General features: G+C 40.2%; 13 protein-coding genes and 1 pseudogene. 13 read left to right on the forward strand and 1 reads right to left on the reverse strand.

What is annotated here, in order from left to right:
• Positions 1–253: 253 nt before the first annotated feature.
• From ATC1_RS06040 to ATC1_RS06090, 11 genes are all read left to right on the forward strand, one after another.
• Entirely contained in the window at positions 254–1780 is a 1527-nt protein-coding gene (locus tag ATC1_RS06040) for a glycosyltransferase (protein ID WP_062279330.1), read from the forward strand.
• 428 nt (positions 1781–2208) lie between these two features.
• Entirely contained in the window at positions 2209–2874 is a 666-nt protein-coding gene (locus tag ATC1_RS06045) for a hypothetical protein (protein WP_062279332.1), read from the forward strand.
• Between the two features lie 421 nt (positions 2875–3295).
• Positions 3296–3994 carry a methyltransferase family protein gene (locus ATC1_RS06050; RefSeq protein WP_062279334.1) on the forward strand — a complete coding sequence of 233 codons (699 nt, stop codon included), beginning with the start codon at positions 3296–3298 and terminating at the stop codon, positions 3992–3994.
• 351 nt (positions 3995–4345) lie between these two features.
• A complete protein-coding gene (aroE, locus tag ATC1_RS06055; RefSeq protein WP_062279335.1) occupies positions 4346–5209 on the forward strand; it encodes a shikimate dehydrogenase in 864 nt (287 codons plus the stop codon).
• A gap of 138 nt (positions 5210–5347) precedes the next feature.
• Positions 5348–5926 carry a protein-S-isoprenylcysteine O-methyltransferase gene (locus ATC1_RS06060; protein ID WP_062279337.1) on the forward strand — a complete coding sequence of 193 codons (579 nt, stop codon included), beginning with the start codon at positions 5348–5350 and terminating at the stop codon, positions 5924–5926.
• Between the two features lie 697 nt (positions 5927–6623).
• Complete coding sequence (locus ATC1_RS06065) at positions 6624–6989, forward strand: hypothetical protein (protein ID WP_062279339.1); 366 nt, start codon at positions 6624–6626, stop codon at positions 6987–6989.
• Between the two features lie 35 nt (positions 6990–7024).
• On the forward strand, positions 7025–8350 hold the full coding sequence (locus tag ATC1_RS06070) for a type IV secretory system conjugative DNA transfer family protein (RefSeq protein WP_062279341.1): 1326 nt from the start codon (positions 7025–7027) through the stop codon (positions 8348–8350).
• 1 nt (position 8351) lies between these two features.
• Positions 8352–9635 carry a hypothetical protein gene (locus ATC1_RS06075; protein ID WP_062279343.1) on the forward strand — a complete coding sequence of 428 codons (1284 nt, stop codon included), beginning with the start codon at positions 8352–8354 and terminating at the stop codon, positions 9633–9635.
• A gap of 83 nt (positions 9636–9718) precedes the next feature.
• Positions 9719–10405 (forward strand): vWA domain-containing protein, encoded by a 687-nt coding sequence (locus ATC1_RS06080; RefSeq protein WP_236688120.1) that lies wholly within the window; start codon positions 9719–9721, stop codon positions 10403–10405.
• A gap of 90 nt (positions 10406–10495) precedes the next feature.
• Positions 10496–11452, forward strand: coding sequence for a protein phosphatase 2C domain-containing protein (locus ATC1_RS06085; RefSeq protein WP_062279346.1), 957 nt, complete (start codon positions 10496–10498; stop codon positions 11450–11452).
• 120 nt (positions 11453–11572) lie between these two features.
• Positions 11573–12895: a hypothetical protein gene (locus tag ATC1_RS06090; RefSeq protein ID WP_062279347.1), complete on the forward strand. Its 1323-nt coding sequence runs from the start codon at positions 11573–11575 to the stop codon at positions 12893–12895.
• A gap of 26 nt (positions 12896–12921) precedes the next feature.
• On the opposite strand, the pseudogene tnpC reads toward ATC1_RS06090, so the two are convergent.
• Positions 12922–14386: pseudogene (gene tnpC, locus ATC1_RS14590) on the reverse strand (IS66 family transposase).
• Between the two features lie 644 nt (positions 14387–15030).
• Here tnpC and ATC1_RS06105 point away from each other — a divergent pair.
• Both ATC1_RS06105 and ATC1_RS06110 read left to right on the forward strand, forming a co-directional pair.
• Entirely contained in the window at positions 15031–15582 is a 552-nt protein-coding gene (locus ATC1_RS06105; protein WP_062279350.1) for a SecY-interacting protein Syd, read from the forward strand.
• Positions 15579–16322, forward strand: a complete 744-nt coding sequence (locus tag ATC1_RS06110; RefSeq protein WP_062279352.1) for a hypothetical protein — start codon at positions 15579–15581, stop codon at positions 16320–16322. Before ATC1_RS06105 ends, ATC1_RS06110 begins: the two co-directional genes overlap by 4 nt.
• Positions 16323–16959: the final 637 nt, after the last annotated feature.

Below are 16959 nucleotides of genomic sequence, written 5' to 3' on the forward strand. Positions count from 1 at the left end.
AGCTGGTAATTTGAAATATGGATTGACTTTTTGAATACACGATTGCTTCGAAAGGTTGTTTAAATCTCAAATTGCCGGAAATTATTATGAACCTGATCAAGAATTGAAATACCGTATTATAATCAACTGGCTTGATGAATATTACGGGATTTCTTTTTGCGCTTTACATTGTAAAGCTTTTTTTTACGACGAAAAAAGACCGGGATTGTCTAGCTGCAAATTTACTATCATTCGACCAGGAGGATGATACTTGATGTTCATCCAGTTGCTTTTTTTTGTGTTATCCATGTTACTTACAGTATGCTTTTTCTTATATGGCTTTAATCATTATTATTTATTATATGCTTCAAGAAAATACAAAAAGCCGCCTTTGTCAGATTCATTTACTGATCGGCCGAAAGTTTCAGTCCACCTGCCGGTCTACAATGAGAGCTATGTGATCCGCAGGCTGATCACAGCTTGTGCTGCAATGGCTGAAGTGTATGGAAAAGACAAAGTCGATATTAAAATTCTGGATGATTCCAATGATGAAACAATTCAAGAAGTGGATGAAATTATCCGTGAATTTCAGCAAAAGAATTTCAATATCGAGGTGCTTCGCAGAAAAAATCGGGCTGGTTTTAAAGCAGGCGCACTGCAAATCGCATTAGAGAAAACGGATGCTGAGTATACTGCAATTTTTGATGCCGATTTTATTCCTCCTTCTGATTTTTTAATTCAGACAATTCCTTATTTTATCCAGGATGATACCGTAGCCGTTGTTCAAAGCCGTTGGACACACCTGAACCGCGATTACAGTAAATTGACGAAAGCAATTGCGGTTGGAATTGATGTTCATTTTATGGTGGAACAAACTGGCCGTTATGCTTCCAACTGTCTGCAAAACTTTAATGGCACAGGCGGTGTGATTCGAAAGAAAGCAATTGTCGAAGCAGGCGGGTGGCAGTCTGACACACTGGCGGAAGATTTAGATATCAGCTACCGCATGCAGACACTGGGTTATCGCGTAGTCTTCTTAAGAGATTTGTTATCACCGGCAGAAATTCCTCCCACTGTTCCCAGTTACAAAAAGCAGCAGGCACGCTGGGCGTGCGGATCTTTACGCGTTGCGAAAAAATTACTTGCTGGTTTGATGCGCAATAAAGGCCTGAATTTCAAACAACATTTACAAACTTTCATTCATCTGACCGGTTATATGCTGCATCCGTTAATGCTGGCTTCATTTTTATTGATCTGCATCACTTCCATAATGGATGTTAATACAGTTACGCTGCAAAGTGTCAATGCAACATTGGAGTTGGATGGAGCGGAAAGGATTATCAGCTTGCTGGGCGGGTCAATTCTGACGATTGCAATCATTCTGTGCAGCATTGCCCCATGGATATCCATGATGGTAGCTCTGAAATCTCAAAATTTATCCATCCGACAAAATTTGATCAGTATGATTTTTGCTTTTTTCCTTGGCTTCGGAATTTGCGCCAGTAACTCAATTGAAGCGGGCAAAGCTTTATTAACAAACAGAGTTTGGGAATTTACCAGAACGCCGAAGTATGCCGATATTCATAATGATGGTGACAGGAAGAAAAGCAAGTATCAGGTTTCCTTGGATTTCTCCTGGCTGCTGGAACTGATTCTGATTTGTTTAGGCTTGATCTGTATTATCATCAGTATTCGCAACAAAAATTACTTTTCCTTGATTATGTTGTGTGCTTACACGATGGCGTTTTCTTTTGTCTTTATTTTTTCCTTGATTCAAACACGTAAGGGTAAAACAAGCTAAACATAGAATTTTTTTCAATAATTTCAACCTAATCAAGATTTGACCTCACTTAAATGAGGTCAAATCTTTTTTCTTTTAAGATCAGTAATTCGAAATGTCGATTTCTTTTTCAAATCAATTAAGAAAACTTGTTGAACTTAAAATTCTATGCTTTTGGCAAAACCATAAGTACAACTATGAATTCTTTATAAATTTGGAATTCCTGTTTAATGATGTAAAAAAAAAGATGATTTCAATGTATTGTGATATGAGTTACATCAATCGATTCCTTATTCAAAAAATCTTACACGAAATTAATAAAAAATCGCTCTTGTATAGACGAATTCATTTCAGTATACTCATTAATAACGAGAGAGATTTGTAACAAAATCTTCCATCCCTGTTTCATTTAGACGATCGAAGTGAAAAAAAGTGAATAGGAGACCGACATGAAAAAAATTATTTTTCTGCTTATATTTGCAGCCATTTTTTCAATGGCATTCAGTATCGCACCTCAGGCGGAACCTGTAGTTGAAGAAGAAACTGCCGGTGCTGCATTAGAACCGATCGTCTTCACCGGCTCCGGTGACGATGTATTGGTTGGTCCGATCATGGCTGAAGATTATCCGATCATTGATTTTGAGGTACCATGTGAAGATGAGTATGCCTATATGAAAATTACGCTTTATGGTGCTGATAATGAAGTCCTGGATGTATTCAATCGCTATTGTACTTACCAGGGAAGTTTTTACTATGGCGGCAACGAAATTGAACAGATCGACTATCTGGAAGTCTCTTATCCTGGTGATTTTACATTGACTTTTCTGCCTCTGGATGCTGAAGTGTATACAGCGCCAGTAGCTGTTAAAGGAGAGGGAACTTCTGTGGTCTTTGTTGAAAATCCGGGACGAATCCTTCAAATGTCCTATGATGAAGATGATTATTTTGAACTGTATCAGTATTCCGAAGATGTGAAAGGTTATTCCGGTTACAAACAGGTTTATTATCAAGCTGGACCTTACAAAGGAAAATCTTTAATCGACAATAAATTCCGCATTTTCCAGATTTACGGTTCCGGAGCTTGGGAGATGAATTTCATCGATGCAAAAAAGTAAAAAGTGATTCGTTTTGATGAAGTAAACTCTCGAAAAGATCAACTTTCCTCGAAAATTCCTGCGCTGCAGGTGCAATGAGAATGGTTCAATCGTGTTTCTGCCTTTTTGATACTATAGAAGACAGAAACACATTTTTTATTTATGCATAGAAAATCGAAATATGTAGAGGATTGTTTGTTGGTGTGATGTTTTTGCACTCCGCGTAAAAACTTTACACCAACAATATTTTTTTTCAAATTTCGAATTATTACTGCTGATATGCGAGTAAAATATCATTGCAGCGTTGGAAAAAATAAACAGCAACAGTTCCCACTATTATGATAGAGTGATTAAAAGCCAGTATTTCATTTTTTATAGCTATCGATACTGAGAATGCCGATTCGGACATGGAGAATTTCCAATATCTGGCTTGGAGGATCAAATGAATTCAATCCCAAAGAAAAATCCTGGTCTGCTGGTTGTCGTTATGGTTGCAATCGTACTGTTTTTGCTGTTTTCGCCGTTGATTCTTTCCGGCCGACGAAATTGGTGGCAAGCCTGGTTGTATGCCATCGTTCAAATTTTGGCGTTTGTTGTCAGCCGTGTGGTTGCAGAGCGGAGAAATCCCGGCATCATTAAGGAGCGATCGAATTATTTTAACCAGAAAGACACAAAATCATGGGATAAAATATTGTCTCCACTGACTGCTTTTGGATTCGCTCTGATTCCGATCACTGCAGGCCTGGATGCCCGTTTTCACTGGACACAAGCATTCAGTTTGTCGGTCAATGTAATTGCATTGGTACTGATGATTGCAGCAATTGCATTCTCTTCATGGGCATTAATCGTCAACACTTTCTTCTCTGGAGTTGTACGCATCCAGACAGATCGCGGTCATCATGTGATCTCCGATGGCCCTTATAAAATCATCCGCCATCCGGGATATACTGGCGCTGGAATATCCTATTTCGTGACGCCTTTTCTCTTAAATTCCTATTGGGCATTGATCCCGGCTTTCATCATTTTTGCGATCCTGGTGATTCGCACCAGCCTTGAGGATCGTACGCTGCAAAATGAATTGGAAGGATATCGGGACTATGCCAAGAAAGTCCGTTTTCGTTTGTTCCCCGGTATATGGTAAGGTTTTGACATTTAAATTTCGAAGCTGCACCGTGGGAATGGTTGTGAAACAGGTATTCGAAATATGAAAAAATTCATTGTTGTTCTTATTGCTTTGCGCTTCGCGTAGAACCATAAGAACAACAAATTTTCTTAATTTATTCGAAAAATCAATCCATATTTCGAACAACAGAAGAAAGAAATTGCACATCCGATAATGAAAATTGAATTCAATTTTCGTAGGAATTACTGGATGTGAAAGTAGCATTAATGAAATTTATAATAATTGATTGTGGTGTGTAGCAAAAATGGAATGTTATTTGATGATAATAATAAAGAATTCGAATGGGAAACATCGAAGGAGAAATTCACAATGGTAAATCCAAATTACAAAGCGGAACTGGTCGGTGTTTTCGGACATCCGGTTGCCGAAAATCCGACAGTTGTTATGCAGGAAGCAGCTTTTCAGGCACTGAATTTGAATTGGCGCTATTTGACGATTGAAGTGTTGCCGGAGGATTTAGGCGCAGCGATGCAAGGCTTGCGAGCATTTCAGATGCGTGGAATAAATTTGACCATTCCGCATAAGGTCGAAGTTCTGAAATATCTGGATGTGGTAAAACCGGATGCAGCACTGATGGGAGCGGTTAACACGGTTGTCCGCAAGGATGATCTGCTGATCGGGGAAAATACCGATGGAAAGGGCTTCATGAGAGCGTTGGTGCAGGATGCGCACGTGGATCCAAAGGGAACCAGCGTTGTCATTCTCGGCGCGGGTGGCGCTGCGCGTGCCATCACAGTAGAACTTGCTTTGGCAGGCGCCAGGCAGATCAGCATCGTCAACCGATCCGAAGATCGCGGCAAGGCGCTCTGCGAGCTGCTGAACGAGAAAACGCCGGTACAGGCGGACTATATTCCATGGGTGGATGCCTATAAAATTCCACAGGATACTGACATTCTGATCAACGCAACTTCCATCGGATTGTATCCCAACGTCGATCAAAAACCGGAAATCGAATACGATTCACTGCGTGAAGGCATGGTGGTTTGTGATGTCATTCCGACATCGAATACACTCTTTTTGACGGAAGCTGAAAAACATGGCGCAAAAATTATCAGCGGTCTGGGCATGCTGGTTTATCAGGGCGCGATCGGTTTTACACTTTGGACGGGATTGGAAGCGCCGGTTGAATCGATGTATCGGGCATTGTTGGATACTTTCAATACCAATGCCTAATCTGATCAGCAAACCGATGATCGGAGATTTTGGTTAGCCTTTCGATAATGAGAGAAACTCTTCGAATCAATCAAGAATTTTTTTTCATATTTCGAATTACTGTTAAAAATCGGTAAATGAATATAAAGGAAAATTGTTATGGGATTATTGAAAATTGTCTATTGGGCGGGAATGCTGATCGAGATGATTATCCGCTGGCCGTTACGGAAAAATTGGCGGAAAACACCTAAGGTGGAAAAACGCAGTACATTGCAGGAGAAGATATTGCTCCAGTCCCTGGCGTTAGGAATGCTATATCTGCCGGTGATCTATTCCGTAACCGATTGGCTGGATTTTGCCGACTATCATCTGCCTGGCTGGATGGGGGGTGTGGGTATATATCTGTTGGTGTGTGCTGTGATCATATTCGGGCGCGCTCATGTCGATCTGAAAAAGAACTGGACTCCTTATCAGGAGATATATCAAGGACATACAATGGTTACCACCGGCATTTACCGCTATATCCGCCATCCAATGTATGCCAGTCAGTGGGTGTGGTGTCTGGCGCAGATTCTGCTGCTGCAGAATTGGCTGGCAGGACCGCTGGGTTTGCTGCTGTTTATCCCGTTTTATCGGCTGCGTGTGAAGGGGGAAGAAAAAATGATGCTCGATACCTTCGGCAATAAATACAAGGACTACATGCGGCGTACCGGTTCCATTTTTATCAAAATGAAATAGATCGTTTCGAACAAAGTAAGGGCGACCGGCCGGTCTTCATCGCAACAAGACAAACTGTCATATCCATACAACCCTCATCTTTTTCCTTCTCCCTGTCAGAGAGAAGGAAAAAGATGTTTTTATGGTAATGCATGCAACCTTAAACCTCTGAATATTTGAATCTCTGCAACCTTTCGCTGATGCAGGATTTCTGCAATTAAGTGAGATGAATTGAACGATTTTCCGGAAACTAAAAAGGACATTCATCATCTTTATTGCTGATAGAAAGCAGCAAGTCATCTCTTCTCAAGCATAGAATATTGACATGTGATTGTAAGCAGAATATGATTGTTCTATGTTGATAACAATGACAGAACATTCTATAAACTTGCTTTGCAAAAAGAAAAATAAAAAAATTCCCTTTTGTATGATTGAATTTTCACAAAGAACCGAGATAGCAATTTCCTCTAATCTACAAATTACGGAAAAACTGCTCCAAGGTTGAATAGTGATCTGACGATTCGAAATGAGGAAAGGATTATTTGATGTCGGTTTTTTTTGCACGCAGCACCGATTTAACACAATAAAATAGTTTTCAATTTTTATTCGAAAGACAGGTCAATATTTTGAATTGCTACGTATATCTAGACTCTATTCCCTGTAACGAAGAAATACTTTCGTTATTGATCTTTGAAAAAGGGAGGTTATAGGAACTTTTATGAAATATGAAATTAAAGAGGATGAATGGCGGTTAATAATAGAATGTTATCAGCGGGTTATTCAAAAGCTATCCCCTATAAGTAGATCCATAGTTAGTGATACTCTGGCAAAAATTGAAGTAGACAGATCGTTAATTAATTCTGAACAAGCAAATGCAATTATTTGTTTATTACTTGCTGATATTGAGGATGAAAAAGAATTCCTTGAAGAATCTCCAAAAGCAAAAAGAACTGAAATTAAGCAAAACGATAACAACTATCTTCATGATATTATAACGTTATTGAATTCTATCAGATTGTTTTTCCAGTATTATGAATTGAGCCCAACAAAAAACAATTTAACGAATCAACATTGGCGGTCTTAATTACCAAATTATCGAATAATGGAGGAGGAATTACATTGGATATTAATTACACACCTTTACACAGTTCCATTCTCGATCAAAATCCTGTACATGGTGTTCCCAATCCTCTTATTTCAATTCCCGGTAAGTATAAAGCTCAAAATTCAGGAATAACCCTAGATGAAGATATCTTGAGCAAACATCTTTTGTTGATCGGGGGTACAGGTTGTGGAAAATCCAATGTTTTCTATCATATCGTATCACAACTTAAGAAAAAAATATCCATTAAAGATGTGATGATCATTTTTGATACAAAAGGGGATTTTTTAAATCTATTCGGCAAGGGTGATGATTTGCTCATTGGGAACTCTTTTTGTTACGTTGCACGTTCAAGTAAATGGAATATTTTCAAAGAAATTGTTGCAGATGGGTGGGATGACGAGCGAATCGAACAAAACGCCCAAGAAATTTCCTGGTCAATTTTTCGCGAGTCAATTGAAAAAAGCAAGGACCCATTTTTCCCCAATGCGGCAAGAGATTTATTTACTTCAGTTGTAATGTGTATGTTAAAAAACGGGAAGCAAGATCCGAATTATATAAAGGATTTTTTTTACAATTCAGAGCTTAAAAGATCTTTCGATGAATCAACTATTATGGATATAAAGAGGGCAATTGAAACGCAGCCGTCATTATCCTCTGTGTTGAGTTATATAGGAGATGGAACAGGAGGTCAGGCCTTAGGCGTGTATGCAGAACTATTAGGCACATTTAGAAAGTTGTTTACTGGCATTTTTGCCGATAGAGGCTTATTCTCGATCAGGGACTTTGTTAAGGAAAAAGGCGGACGTGTTCTATATATTGAATACGATCTATCACTTGGTAATATACTTGCGCCCATGTATAGCTTATTGTTTGACTTGGCCTTGAAAGAAGCTTTAGGAAGGAGTAATCATGAAGGAAATGTTTTTTTAATTTGTGATGAATTTAAATTACTGCCTTATTTACAGCATATTGAGGATGGTGTCAATTTTGGCAGAAGTCTTGGTGTTAAAGTTATTGCCGGCTTGCAGAGTATAAATCAATTAACTGAAATCTACGATGAATATCGAGGGAAGAATATTGCTGCAGGGTTCTCGACAATATTTGCATTCAAGGCAAATGATGTAAATACTCGCGAATATATAACTAATCTTTATGGGAAAAATGTTGTTCTAGAGCAGTATAAAACTATCACAAACTCCATACACGAGGAAAGAAGAAATGCAAATGTAGTGGAAGACTGGGAATTGGTAGAACTGAAACTTGGCGAGGCAGTTATAGGTTATCCATTCGAAAAACCATTTAAATATCAATTTGATCTTTACACAAATGGGGGAAAATAACATGGGAAATGGTTCAGGTTTTTGGGATGTAATTGGACTTGTCAACTCAATAATTAATAATCATAGTACAAAGACGACGCTTCAACGTATTGATAAGCTGAACGCCGAAAATCAGGGTATTACCTATTACATGCCTAGTCAAATAGAGGCTTTTTTTGAAGATTCCGAACAACTCGCGGATATGGCAGTTTCTGGTGGCGATTTAATGTATCGTTCGCGCGCAATATTAGGCGCAGTCAGATCTGCATATATTCAGAATTATTCAGTAATCATTTTACATGTTTCAAACCAACTGCTTGAGAAACTTATTGTTAATTATTTTAGCATAAACAATGTCAGCATTATCAATTCGAACAATCCTTTTTATGACCCGTTTCTTGGTCTATCCAGTGCTGAGATCAGTCGATTAGTTTTAGCGTCTACATCAAAAGGTTATGAAATTAAAGGACAGGGAAAGTATTATATCGAAGGAATTACGAATTTTATTAAGGCAAATAAAATTCAGCCATACTGTAACATGTATATCACATGCCCTCATCTTACCTTAATTGATGATGTTAATGAGGCCGAAAAGAAAGGCGTAATTGACAGAAATTCAGCTCAGTTAATTATTTCCCAAATTATGCAGGGAGAAGTTGAGAGAGGTAACATCGATAGCTTCTTTACAGAATTCGGCAACCAAAGTAGGTATATACTTACGAAAAAGTCCAACTTGAACAAGGCAACTAATATCAGGAATTCAGCGCAAAATAGGAGAATTATTTTATTAGACATTGTTTCCAGTACAAACAAATTATTACTTAACATGATACTGAATGAGGCCGAATATTTGGTTTCACAAGGGCGTAAAGTTTTTATCGTTCTCGATAATATTCCTATAATGGCAAGTGATGTTTTACAAAATCTAGAAAAGAATAGTGGAAGCAAATGTAATCTTCTTTTGTCATCCGATGATGTTTTTGCATCATTCGGCGGTAATGAAAATTCATTCTTTTCCTTTATTGGGAAAACATCCAAGATAGTGATATTTCGGCATACTTCAGCTTTTAGCTGTCAAAAATGGTCTGATGCTATTGGTACGTATGAAAAATATGAGATCAGTACTACTTACGGCCAAAACACAAATTATACAGGACTATATGGTGTAGGATCTACTAATACTGCTAGTGTTAGTGCAAAAAGGGAGAATATTGTGAAGCCTGAGGCAATTAACAGGATGCAAACGAACGAAGTATATATAATTAGTAAAGCATCAGGCGAACTCGCTTATACAACTATCACCTGATGGAGAATATGATTTTCATTACTTGTGATGGAATCTTTTTGGCGGATTCCAAATTAATAACAGGATATATGGAGGACAGGACAATGATAGAGCAAAAGTACTTCAATGATGATGTGCCACCAATAATCAATGCAAATGAACCACATATGGCATGTTTACTCTTGTTGGATATATCTGGTTCCATGGCTGGAGAACCAATAAGAGAGCTAAATGAAGGCTTAAATAAGTTTAAATCAGATGTATGCCAGGATAAGGCGACGCAGGATCTCCTAGATATTGCGATTGTGGTTTTCAATGACCTTCCGCGTGTGGAGCAAGAATTCGTGCCAGTTGGTTTCATGAAGCCGGTTAATTTGGCGGCTGGAGGAGGTACAGAAATGGCTCCAGCGATTACTCAAGCCATTGAGATGGTAAACGAACGGTCGCGCTTCTATCGACGGTCTGGAACACAACCATACAAACCCTGGATTATTATGATAAGTGATGGCTATGGAGGAAACGTTGATCAGATTGCCAACACAATCCATGATATGGAAAAAAAAGGAAAACTGAAATTTTTCTCACTCGGTGTTGAGGGTTATGATCCAAAAGTGCTTCATCAACTCTCAGGTGAAAAGGTGATGAAGTTGAAGGGGTATGATTTTACAGGTTTCTTCGATTGGATTCACAAAAGTATGCGGTCTATTTCAGAGTCCGCTCCAAGCGAAACACCGAAGGGCATTCCACTTCCGGAGTCTGTAGACAAAGATACTACCCGTTGGATGGAGTAATTCTCTTTGAGTCCGCAATTTCAAAAAAGAAAAAGCGGACTCAAAAAAGCTTAATAAAGTAACACAATACAAGGCTTTTCGGAGGTTAGAATGATTTATGCTTATGGAATTACAACTCAAGGTACTCGCCATATAAAAACAAATACTCCATGCCAAGATGTGCACAAAATTGGGAAGATTTCTAATGATATTGTAATTGCAGCAGTTGCGGATGGATTGGGTAGTGAAAAGTATTCGGATATTGCCTCGAAAATAGCTGCCGAAACATCTGTTAATTATTGCCATTCAAATATCAGTAAGAAAGACAGTGGCGAAGCTATTCTTAATGTTATTCGATCGTCATTTGAAATGGCGCTAAACAGCATTAAAGACGAAGCAACGAAAGAGGAAAACGATTTTTATCAGTATGGGACAACCTTAACATTAGCTGTGATGGTTAGTAATGACCTTTATTATGGTCACGCCGGGGATAGTGGAATAATTGTTCTTAAATTGAATGGATTATATAACAAAATTACTGAACAGCAGCGTGATGATTATGGGTTTGTTTTTCCGTTTACTTACAATAAAGAAAAATGGGAGTTTGGAACGGTGGAAAACGTAGCCAGTGTATTACTAGCTACTGACGGGATGTTAGAAACCTTTTTTCCCATATATTTGCGAGATGAGAAAGTAAATATATATGTGGCCTTGGCTCGTTACTTAATGGACAATAATAGCTTACATATTGATGAAGTGGGAGAAGGAGCAACACAGGATAGAATCCTGACGTTTATATGCAATATTCCTGATGCGCAGGTTAATGATGATAAGACAATTGCAGTTCTAGTTAATACAGCCGTAAAAGCAGGAGTGCAACCGCCTGAATACTATTTAGAAGTGGATTGGGCAGAATTAAAGCGTAAAAGAAATGAGGCTTGGAAGAGAGAGGCTTATCCTCATTTGTTTACGGATGAGACAAACAACGATCAAGCCACCTCTGATAATACGAAAATCAAGAATCCGACAACTACCCAGGAAATTTTCGTTGAAGAAACAGATAACTAAATAGCCCAATCGTTGAGGAAGAAGAAGAGGATATAGGGCTGCATAGAAAGATCATAGATTACTCAAAAAAACAATTTCGAAATCAGAAAAATAATAACCCGGCAAATAAGGGGGACACAGATGAGTATGGTACAAGGGCTGAATCGACAACAATATCAACTAGAAGGGCAACCTTTCAGCAATGGAGGTGAAGGGGAGATCTACAATATTTCCAACCAACCTAACCAAGTAGCGAAAATCTATCACTCGGACCGCGTTTCCCCTGAACTGGAAAGCAAGCTCAAAATCATGGTCAACCGGCCACCTAGCCAGGCGGTATTGGCTCAAGTAGCCTGGCCGATAGATGTTCTTTATGAGACTTCTGGGCAATTCTGCGGTTTTATTATGCCTAGACTGAATATTGATGTCGCCTTGAAAGAGTTGTATGAATATCCGCCACAGAAATATAAGAACGTTAGCATCAGTCAAAAGATCTGCGTTGCCCAAAATATATGTGCAGTCATCTCTGAGGTGCATAAAGCAGGATATGTATTTGGCGACTTCAACCCTCTGAATATTGGCGTCAACCTGGTTACAGGAAAAGTCGCCTTTCTGGACACCGATTCGTATCATATTTTGGATCAGAAGACAGGCAATACATATCGCTGCATAGTTTGCCTGGATGGCTATGTGGCACCTGAACTACTGAAAGCGTGCGAGAATTACCCCAAAGATGCTTATGCCACTGCACCACTGCCCACCTTCACTCAACAGACCGACAATTTTGCGCTGGCCATTCATATTTTCAAGCTGCTAATGAACGGTTATACCCCGTACAACGGGATAGCAGAAACAGCGCAAGACTCAACGGCTTCGCCTGGGGTCGGTAACAATGCCATTAAGCACGATAACTATTGCTTCAAACCTGGTAATAAGCCGCAAGCAGTAGCCGTACCACCTATAGATACTTTGCCCGAGGAGATTGCCGATCTGTTTACTCGCGCATTCATGCTTGGAAAGCTGGATCCCAAGCAAAGACCGAATGCAGTGGAGTGGCATGCTGCATTGGGCAGGTATGAGCAGTCCTTACAGACCTGCCCGAGCCATAACGCTCATCAGTATCGCAATGGATTGCCCACCTGCCCCTGGTGTGCGGCCGATCAACGATACACAAACAAAATCTCGCCCCCAATTCCTCAACAGACGTTCTCAACACCTGTACGATTTCCGCAACAGCCGTTCCCTACACCTGTACGAATTCCCCCACAGCCGGTCCCTGCACCTGTAAAAACAAATAGAAATATCAGATCAATAATTTTCGGTCCGTGGCAAATCTTTCCTTCCAACGCCCCAATTAATAAACCAAGCTGCAGAAAAGGATGTGTAATTTTCTTGATTATTTTTGGGCTGTTTTTTTTATTGGCAGTTATTGATGGTCTAATCGGGTCTTTTACATTTAATTAGAAACATTAAAAAGAAAACGTAACTACTCAGGCAGAAAGCGAGACGAAACGAGGACAGTAAGGATTTCCATCCAAGGCCAAGCGAAGGACAGCCAGCATACGCTGGCCGTTTTTCCGCGCAGTGGACAGATAAGCCCGAACCTCGCAAAAAATCTTCGCACCCTGATCGGATCGGAACCCACCCGATACTTTTAGTTTGACCTTCATCATGCGCAAATCGCGTTCCGCCTGATTGTTGTCAAACGGTACCTTAAAATCGTACATAAACGCTAGCACAGCGTCCTTGTGATCGAGCAGCCGCTCAAACAAGTTTCGCGGAGGGCTTTTAGCCGTTCGACCGCGTTTCTTCGGAGATTGGGCATCTGCTTCGGGCAAGGGGTTGGCTTGCAGTCCCTGTTCGATGAGACGATCATATCGTTGGTCAAAGTCAGCCAACTGAGTGGGCGACAACTCGGTCCGTTGATCGCGTGCCTGGTCAACGCTCTGCTTAATCTCCAAGAGCAAGTCCAGCAAGCCCTGTTCCCACGCCTGAGGGTAACGTTCCATCAGGAAGAGCAGTTCCCGCAGGTGGTGGGCATTGCACAGCCCATGCAGGAGGGTCGCATAGCGGAAGTAGGATTTCCACCCGTCGTGGATGGCCCGCCCGTGTAAGTGTGGCAAGATTCCGATGGCATCTGTCGCTTCCTGCCCCCGTTTGGGGTGACAGGCATAGGCGGTGAGCCGCGCGGTACTGGCCGAATGAAACCACTGCAGCTTCCCGTTGATATGGGTGCCAGTTTCGTCGAAATGCACCACGGCTTCTCGCTCGGCCAAGTGCTTCTGAATGGCTTCATTGAATGGAGCCACCCGTTCGGCCACGGCTTGCCCCGCATCGAAGATCGTCCCTTCCGCTAGGGAATGGTCGAACACATCGGCAAAGGTCTCACGCACCCGCTCCAGGGGCAGCATCTGGTAGTGATTCAGATAGACCGCCAGCGCACGGGCAGCAGGGCCATACTGGACGGGTTGGGTCACCGCTAAGGGAAAGCACCCGCGGTTCTCTTGCACCACAGCAAGGACAGTACTTGATCTCCGCCTGATATTCGGTGACCTCCATCCGTGGCTCAGGTAGATCGAACACCTGACGTTTTTCAATCCCGCTGACGGTTACCGCTTCCAAGGAGACTTGGCAATGTTGGCACTGCTGCACCGGATGAACGGTGATGTGATCGGGATGGGCAACCGCTTTCAAGGTGTTGCCTTCATGACCCGCTTGTCCACCGCTTTTCTTCCCATGCCGTTTCCGGAGGCTTTTTGGGGCAGGTTTTGCCAATCCATCACTGGAGGGCGGCTTGCCACTGTTCCGACTGTTCTTGGAAACCCGATCTTCCAGCGCTTGAACTCGCGCGGCTAACTGACCCACCGTGCGATGAAATAAAGCCACTACGGCAGCTTTGCCTTCATCGTAGGCCGCGCCGATTTCTTCATCACTGGGTAACTGGAATGGTTCCATCGCCTAATTGTGCCTGCGTTTTACGATTTTGACAATATTTACGTGCATTTAGCTCTATGCCTGAGTAGTTACAATGTCTTTTACTTTGGAGTACAAAATGTAGACAAAGAAAAAAAATATGCAGAATTTGAAGGCGAAAGAACTTTCATTTATATTTCTACTGTAGATGGTGATTCTCCAGTATTAGTAGCAGGAAATTCCAGTGAAAATTATGCGCCTGCTTAGTCTCCATCTGGCGATTGGATTGTATATCAATCGAATGAGGAAAGTCAGAGTATTGAAATATGGATCATGGATAAAGGTGGTAAGAGTAAAAAAAATTTGCATACACGGATTCAGGCAAATGGTCAAGAGTACCATCTTGGTCACCCAATAGTCAATGGATTACATATGTTTCAAATCAAGCTGGTAGAAATTGAGCAGATTTTGGTGAAAATTTTATCGTATCAATGGACACGGTCGTAATTATCTAACTTACAAATACCGGAAAGAATGTATATGATTGGCGAGTAAGTTGGGTAAATTAAATTCTGATGATGCAATGCTAAGATTTCTTTGTTATAACGGCAAAATAACCAAATTCTCAGCAACAAGAAGTATTAAAAACAATTGTCTTTTGCATATGCAAGAAAGGATGAATCAGTATGAAAGATATGAAGAACGCTTTTGAGGAATACTTCAAAAAGTTAATAAACTTTAGTAAGCAAACGTACGGAGCTAAACCAACAGTTACTTTCACAAACGGCTTAAATAAAGAGCTTCTTGTGTCAAAATCAAATGAAGAAGGGGAAGTTGAATGGTTACCTCAGCTTCAAAATATCGCGTTACCTTGGAACGAAATAGAGGGAAAAGTCGGTTTTATGATTAGTAAAGAACTGCGAGAATACTACACGACGTTTTTATTCTTAAATTTATCAGGAAAGTATGGTGGTGTCTATTTATACTTTCAACCATTATCATCACAAGAAGAAATATTACGGACAATATTTCGCCAGTATTCTGATGCACAATCTGTATTTCCGCACTCGAAAACCTTTTTGATAGGAAGTGCTAACTATTATAATGATGATGGTTATCATATATTCTATGATAATTCGGATTTAAAAACTTTTTGTTATGAGTCAGATACAAAGAAAGAAATATTGCTTTCTTATTCATTAGCTGAGGTAATTAGCACAATGGAGGCTTTCGAATGATGAAGATACATGCTTACACCGGGATTTCGCAACAAGATTTAGAAGCTGAAAGATTGAATTCCGAAGGAAAACCCTATTCCTTAAATCATCCAGATGATTTACTGGTCTCGATGCGGTATAACGGTGATTATCATTCTAGTTCTAACTCGCAAGGCTGGGATAGAAATAGTTCGTATTATTTCGAGAACTTACTTCATAACCACCCTGAGTACTTTAGTAAAAAAAATATGATCCGAATAAATAACAATCAGTCCCCAAAGGTTGACTCCCAATTTGTAAAAAACTTTCCTCAATATAAGGGATATGAAAATGAATTGCTTGTTCATCATCATATTGGAAAAGATGGTCAGGCAGTAGCTATCCCTGCAAGCATACACAAAGGTTCGGGTGAGATACATCGTGTTGAAAATGAACTAGGAATCACAGCAAATGCTCAACGCTTTTCCAAACGTTGTAAAGAAATTTGTGAAAAAGATTCTTCCCTTTTAGGTAACACATCGGAGCAAATAATAACGCTAGAAAAGCGGCAGTTAAAAGATCCTCCTTTAGCAAATGCAATTACTAGGATTGAAGACGCCTCTTCTCTTAGAGACCAAGATAATAGATTACAAACATCTAACGCTATCGCACGATTACCAAATGATTTATCTATTAAGGAGAAATCATCAAGAAATGATTGTCAAAATGCGTTTAGATCTGACGCTCATTCAAATTCATCCAAAACAAATCACTCTCGATAAAGTTGCATGTGGAATATAAACGGTTTTTTATATGATCGCCTTTGAATTTAATCAATCACGAAGACCCATTAAAACACGATTATTCGTCTATCTTATTCGATTGCCATGAATATTGTACTTCTTATTACTAATAAGCATCGTTCCCTATTAATACTCCACGACTTACTGAAAGCCAAATACCGCCATCCTTTTCAGACCGTTTTCAATTCCATAGCTCATGCAAGTTGTTCAAGAATAAGTTGTAATTCAGCCCACCTAAAGCCAGGTTGATCTCCCCCTTAATTGCTCTTTGATCGGTCAAATTATCGCAAAATACAATTATGACGTCTATCTCTCAAATAAGCTTATAGTTTTCAAACGCCTTAGTATGAAAAACAAAATGCCCACTTCGGGCATTAAGACTTCCTACTAAGAGATGTCCCAAGCAAAGCATAATCATAGTATTAAAACCAAAATGCCCACCTCGGGCATTAAGACTTACAGTATTGTGAATCTACACGTTGGGACGATGCTGGAGTATTAAAAACAAAATGCCCACCTCGGGCATTAAGACTGTTCCCATCGGCAGCGCATAATCTATCCCAGTATGTCCTGTATTAAAAACAAAATGCCCACCTCGGGCATTAAGACACCTGAG

The sequence above is a fragment of the Flexilinea flocculi genome (assembly GCF_001192795.1).
Taxonomy (GTDB): domain Bacteria; phylum Chloroflexota; class Anaerolineae; order Anaerolineales; family Anaerolineaceae; genus Flexilinea; species Flexilinea flocculi.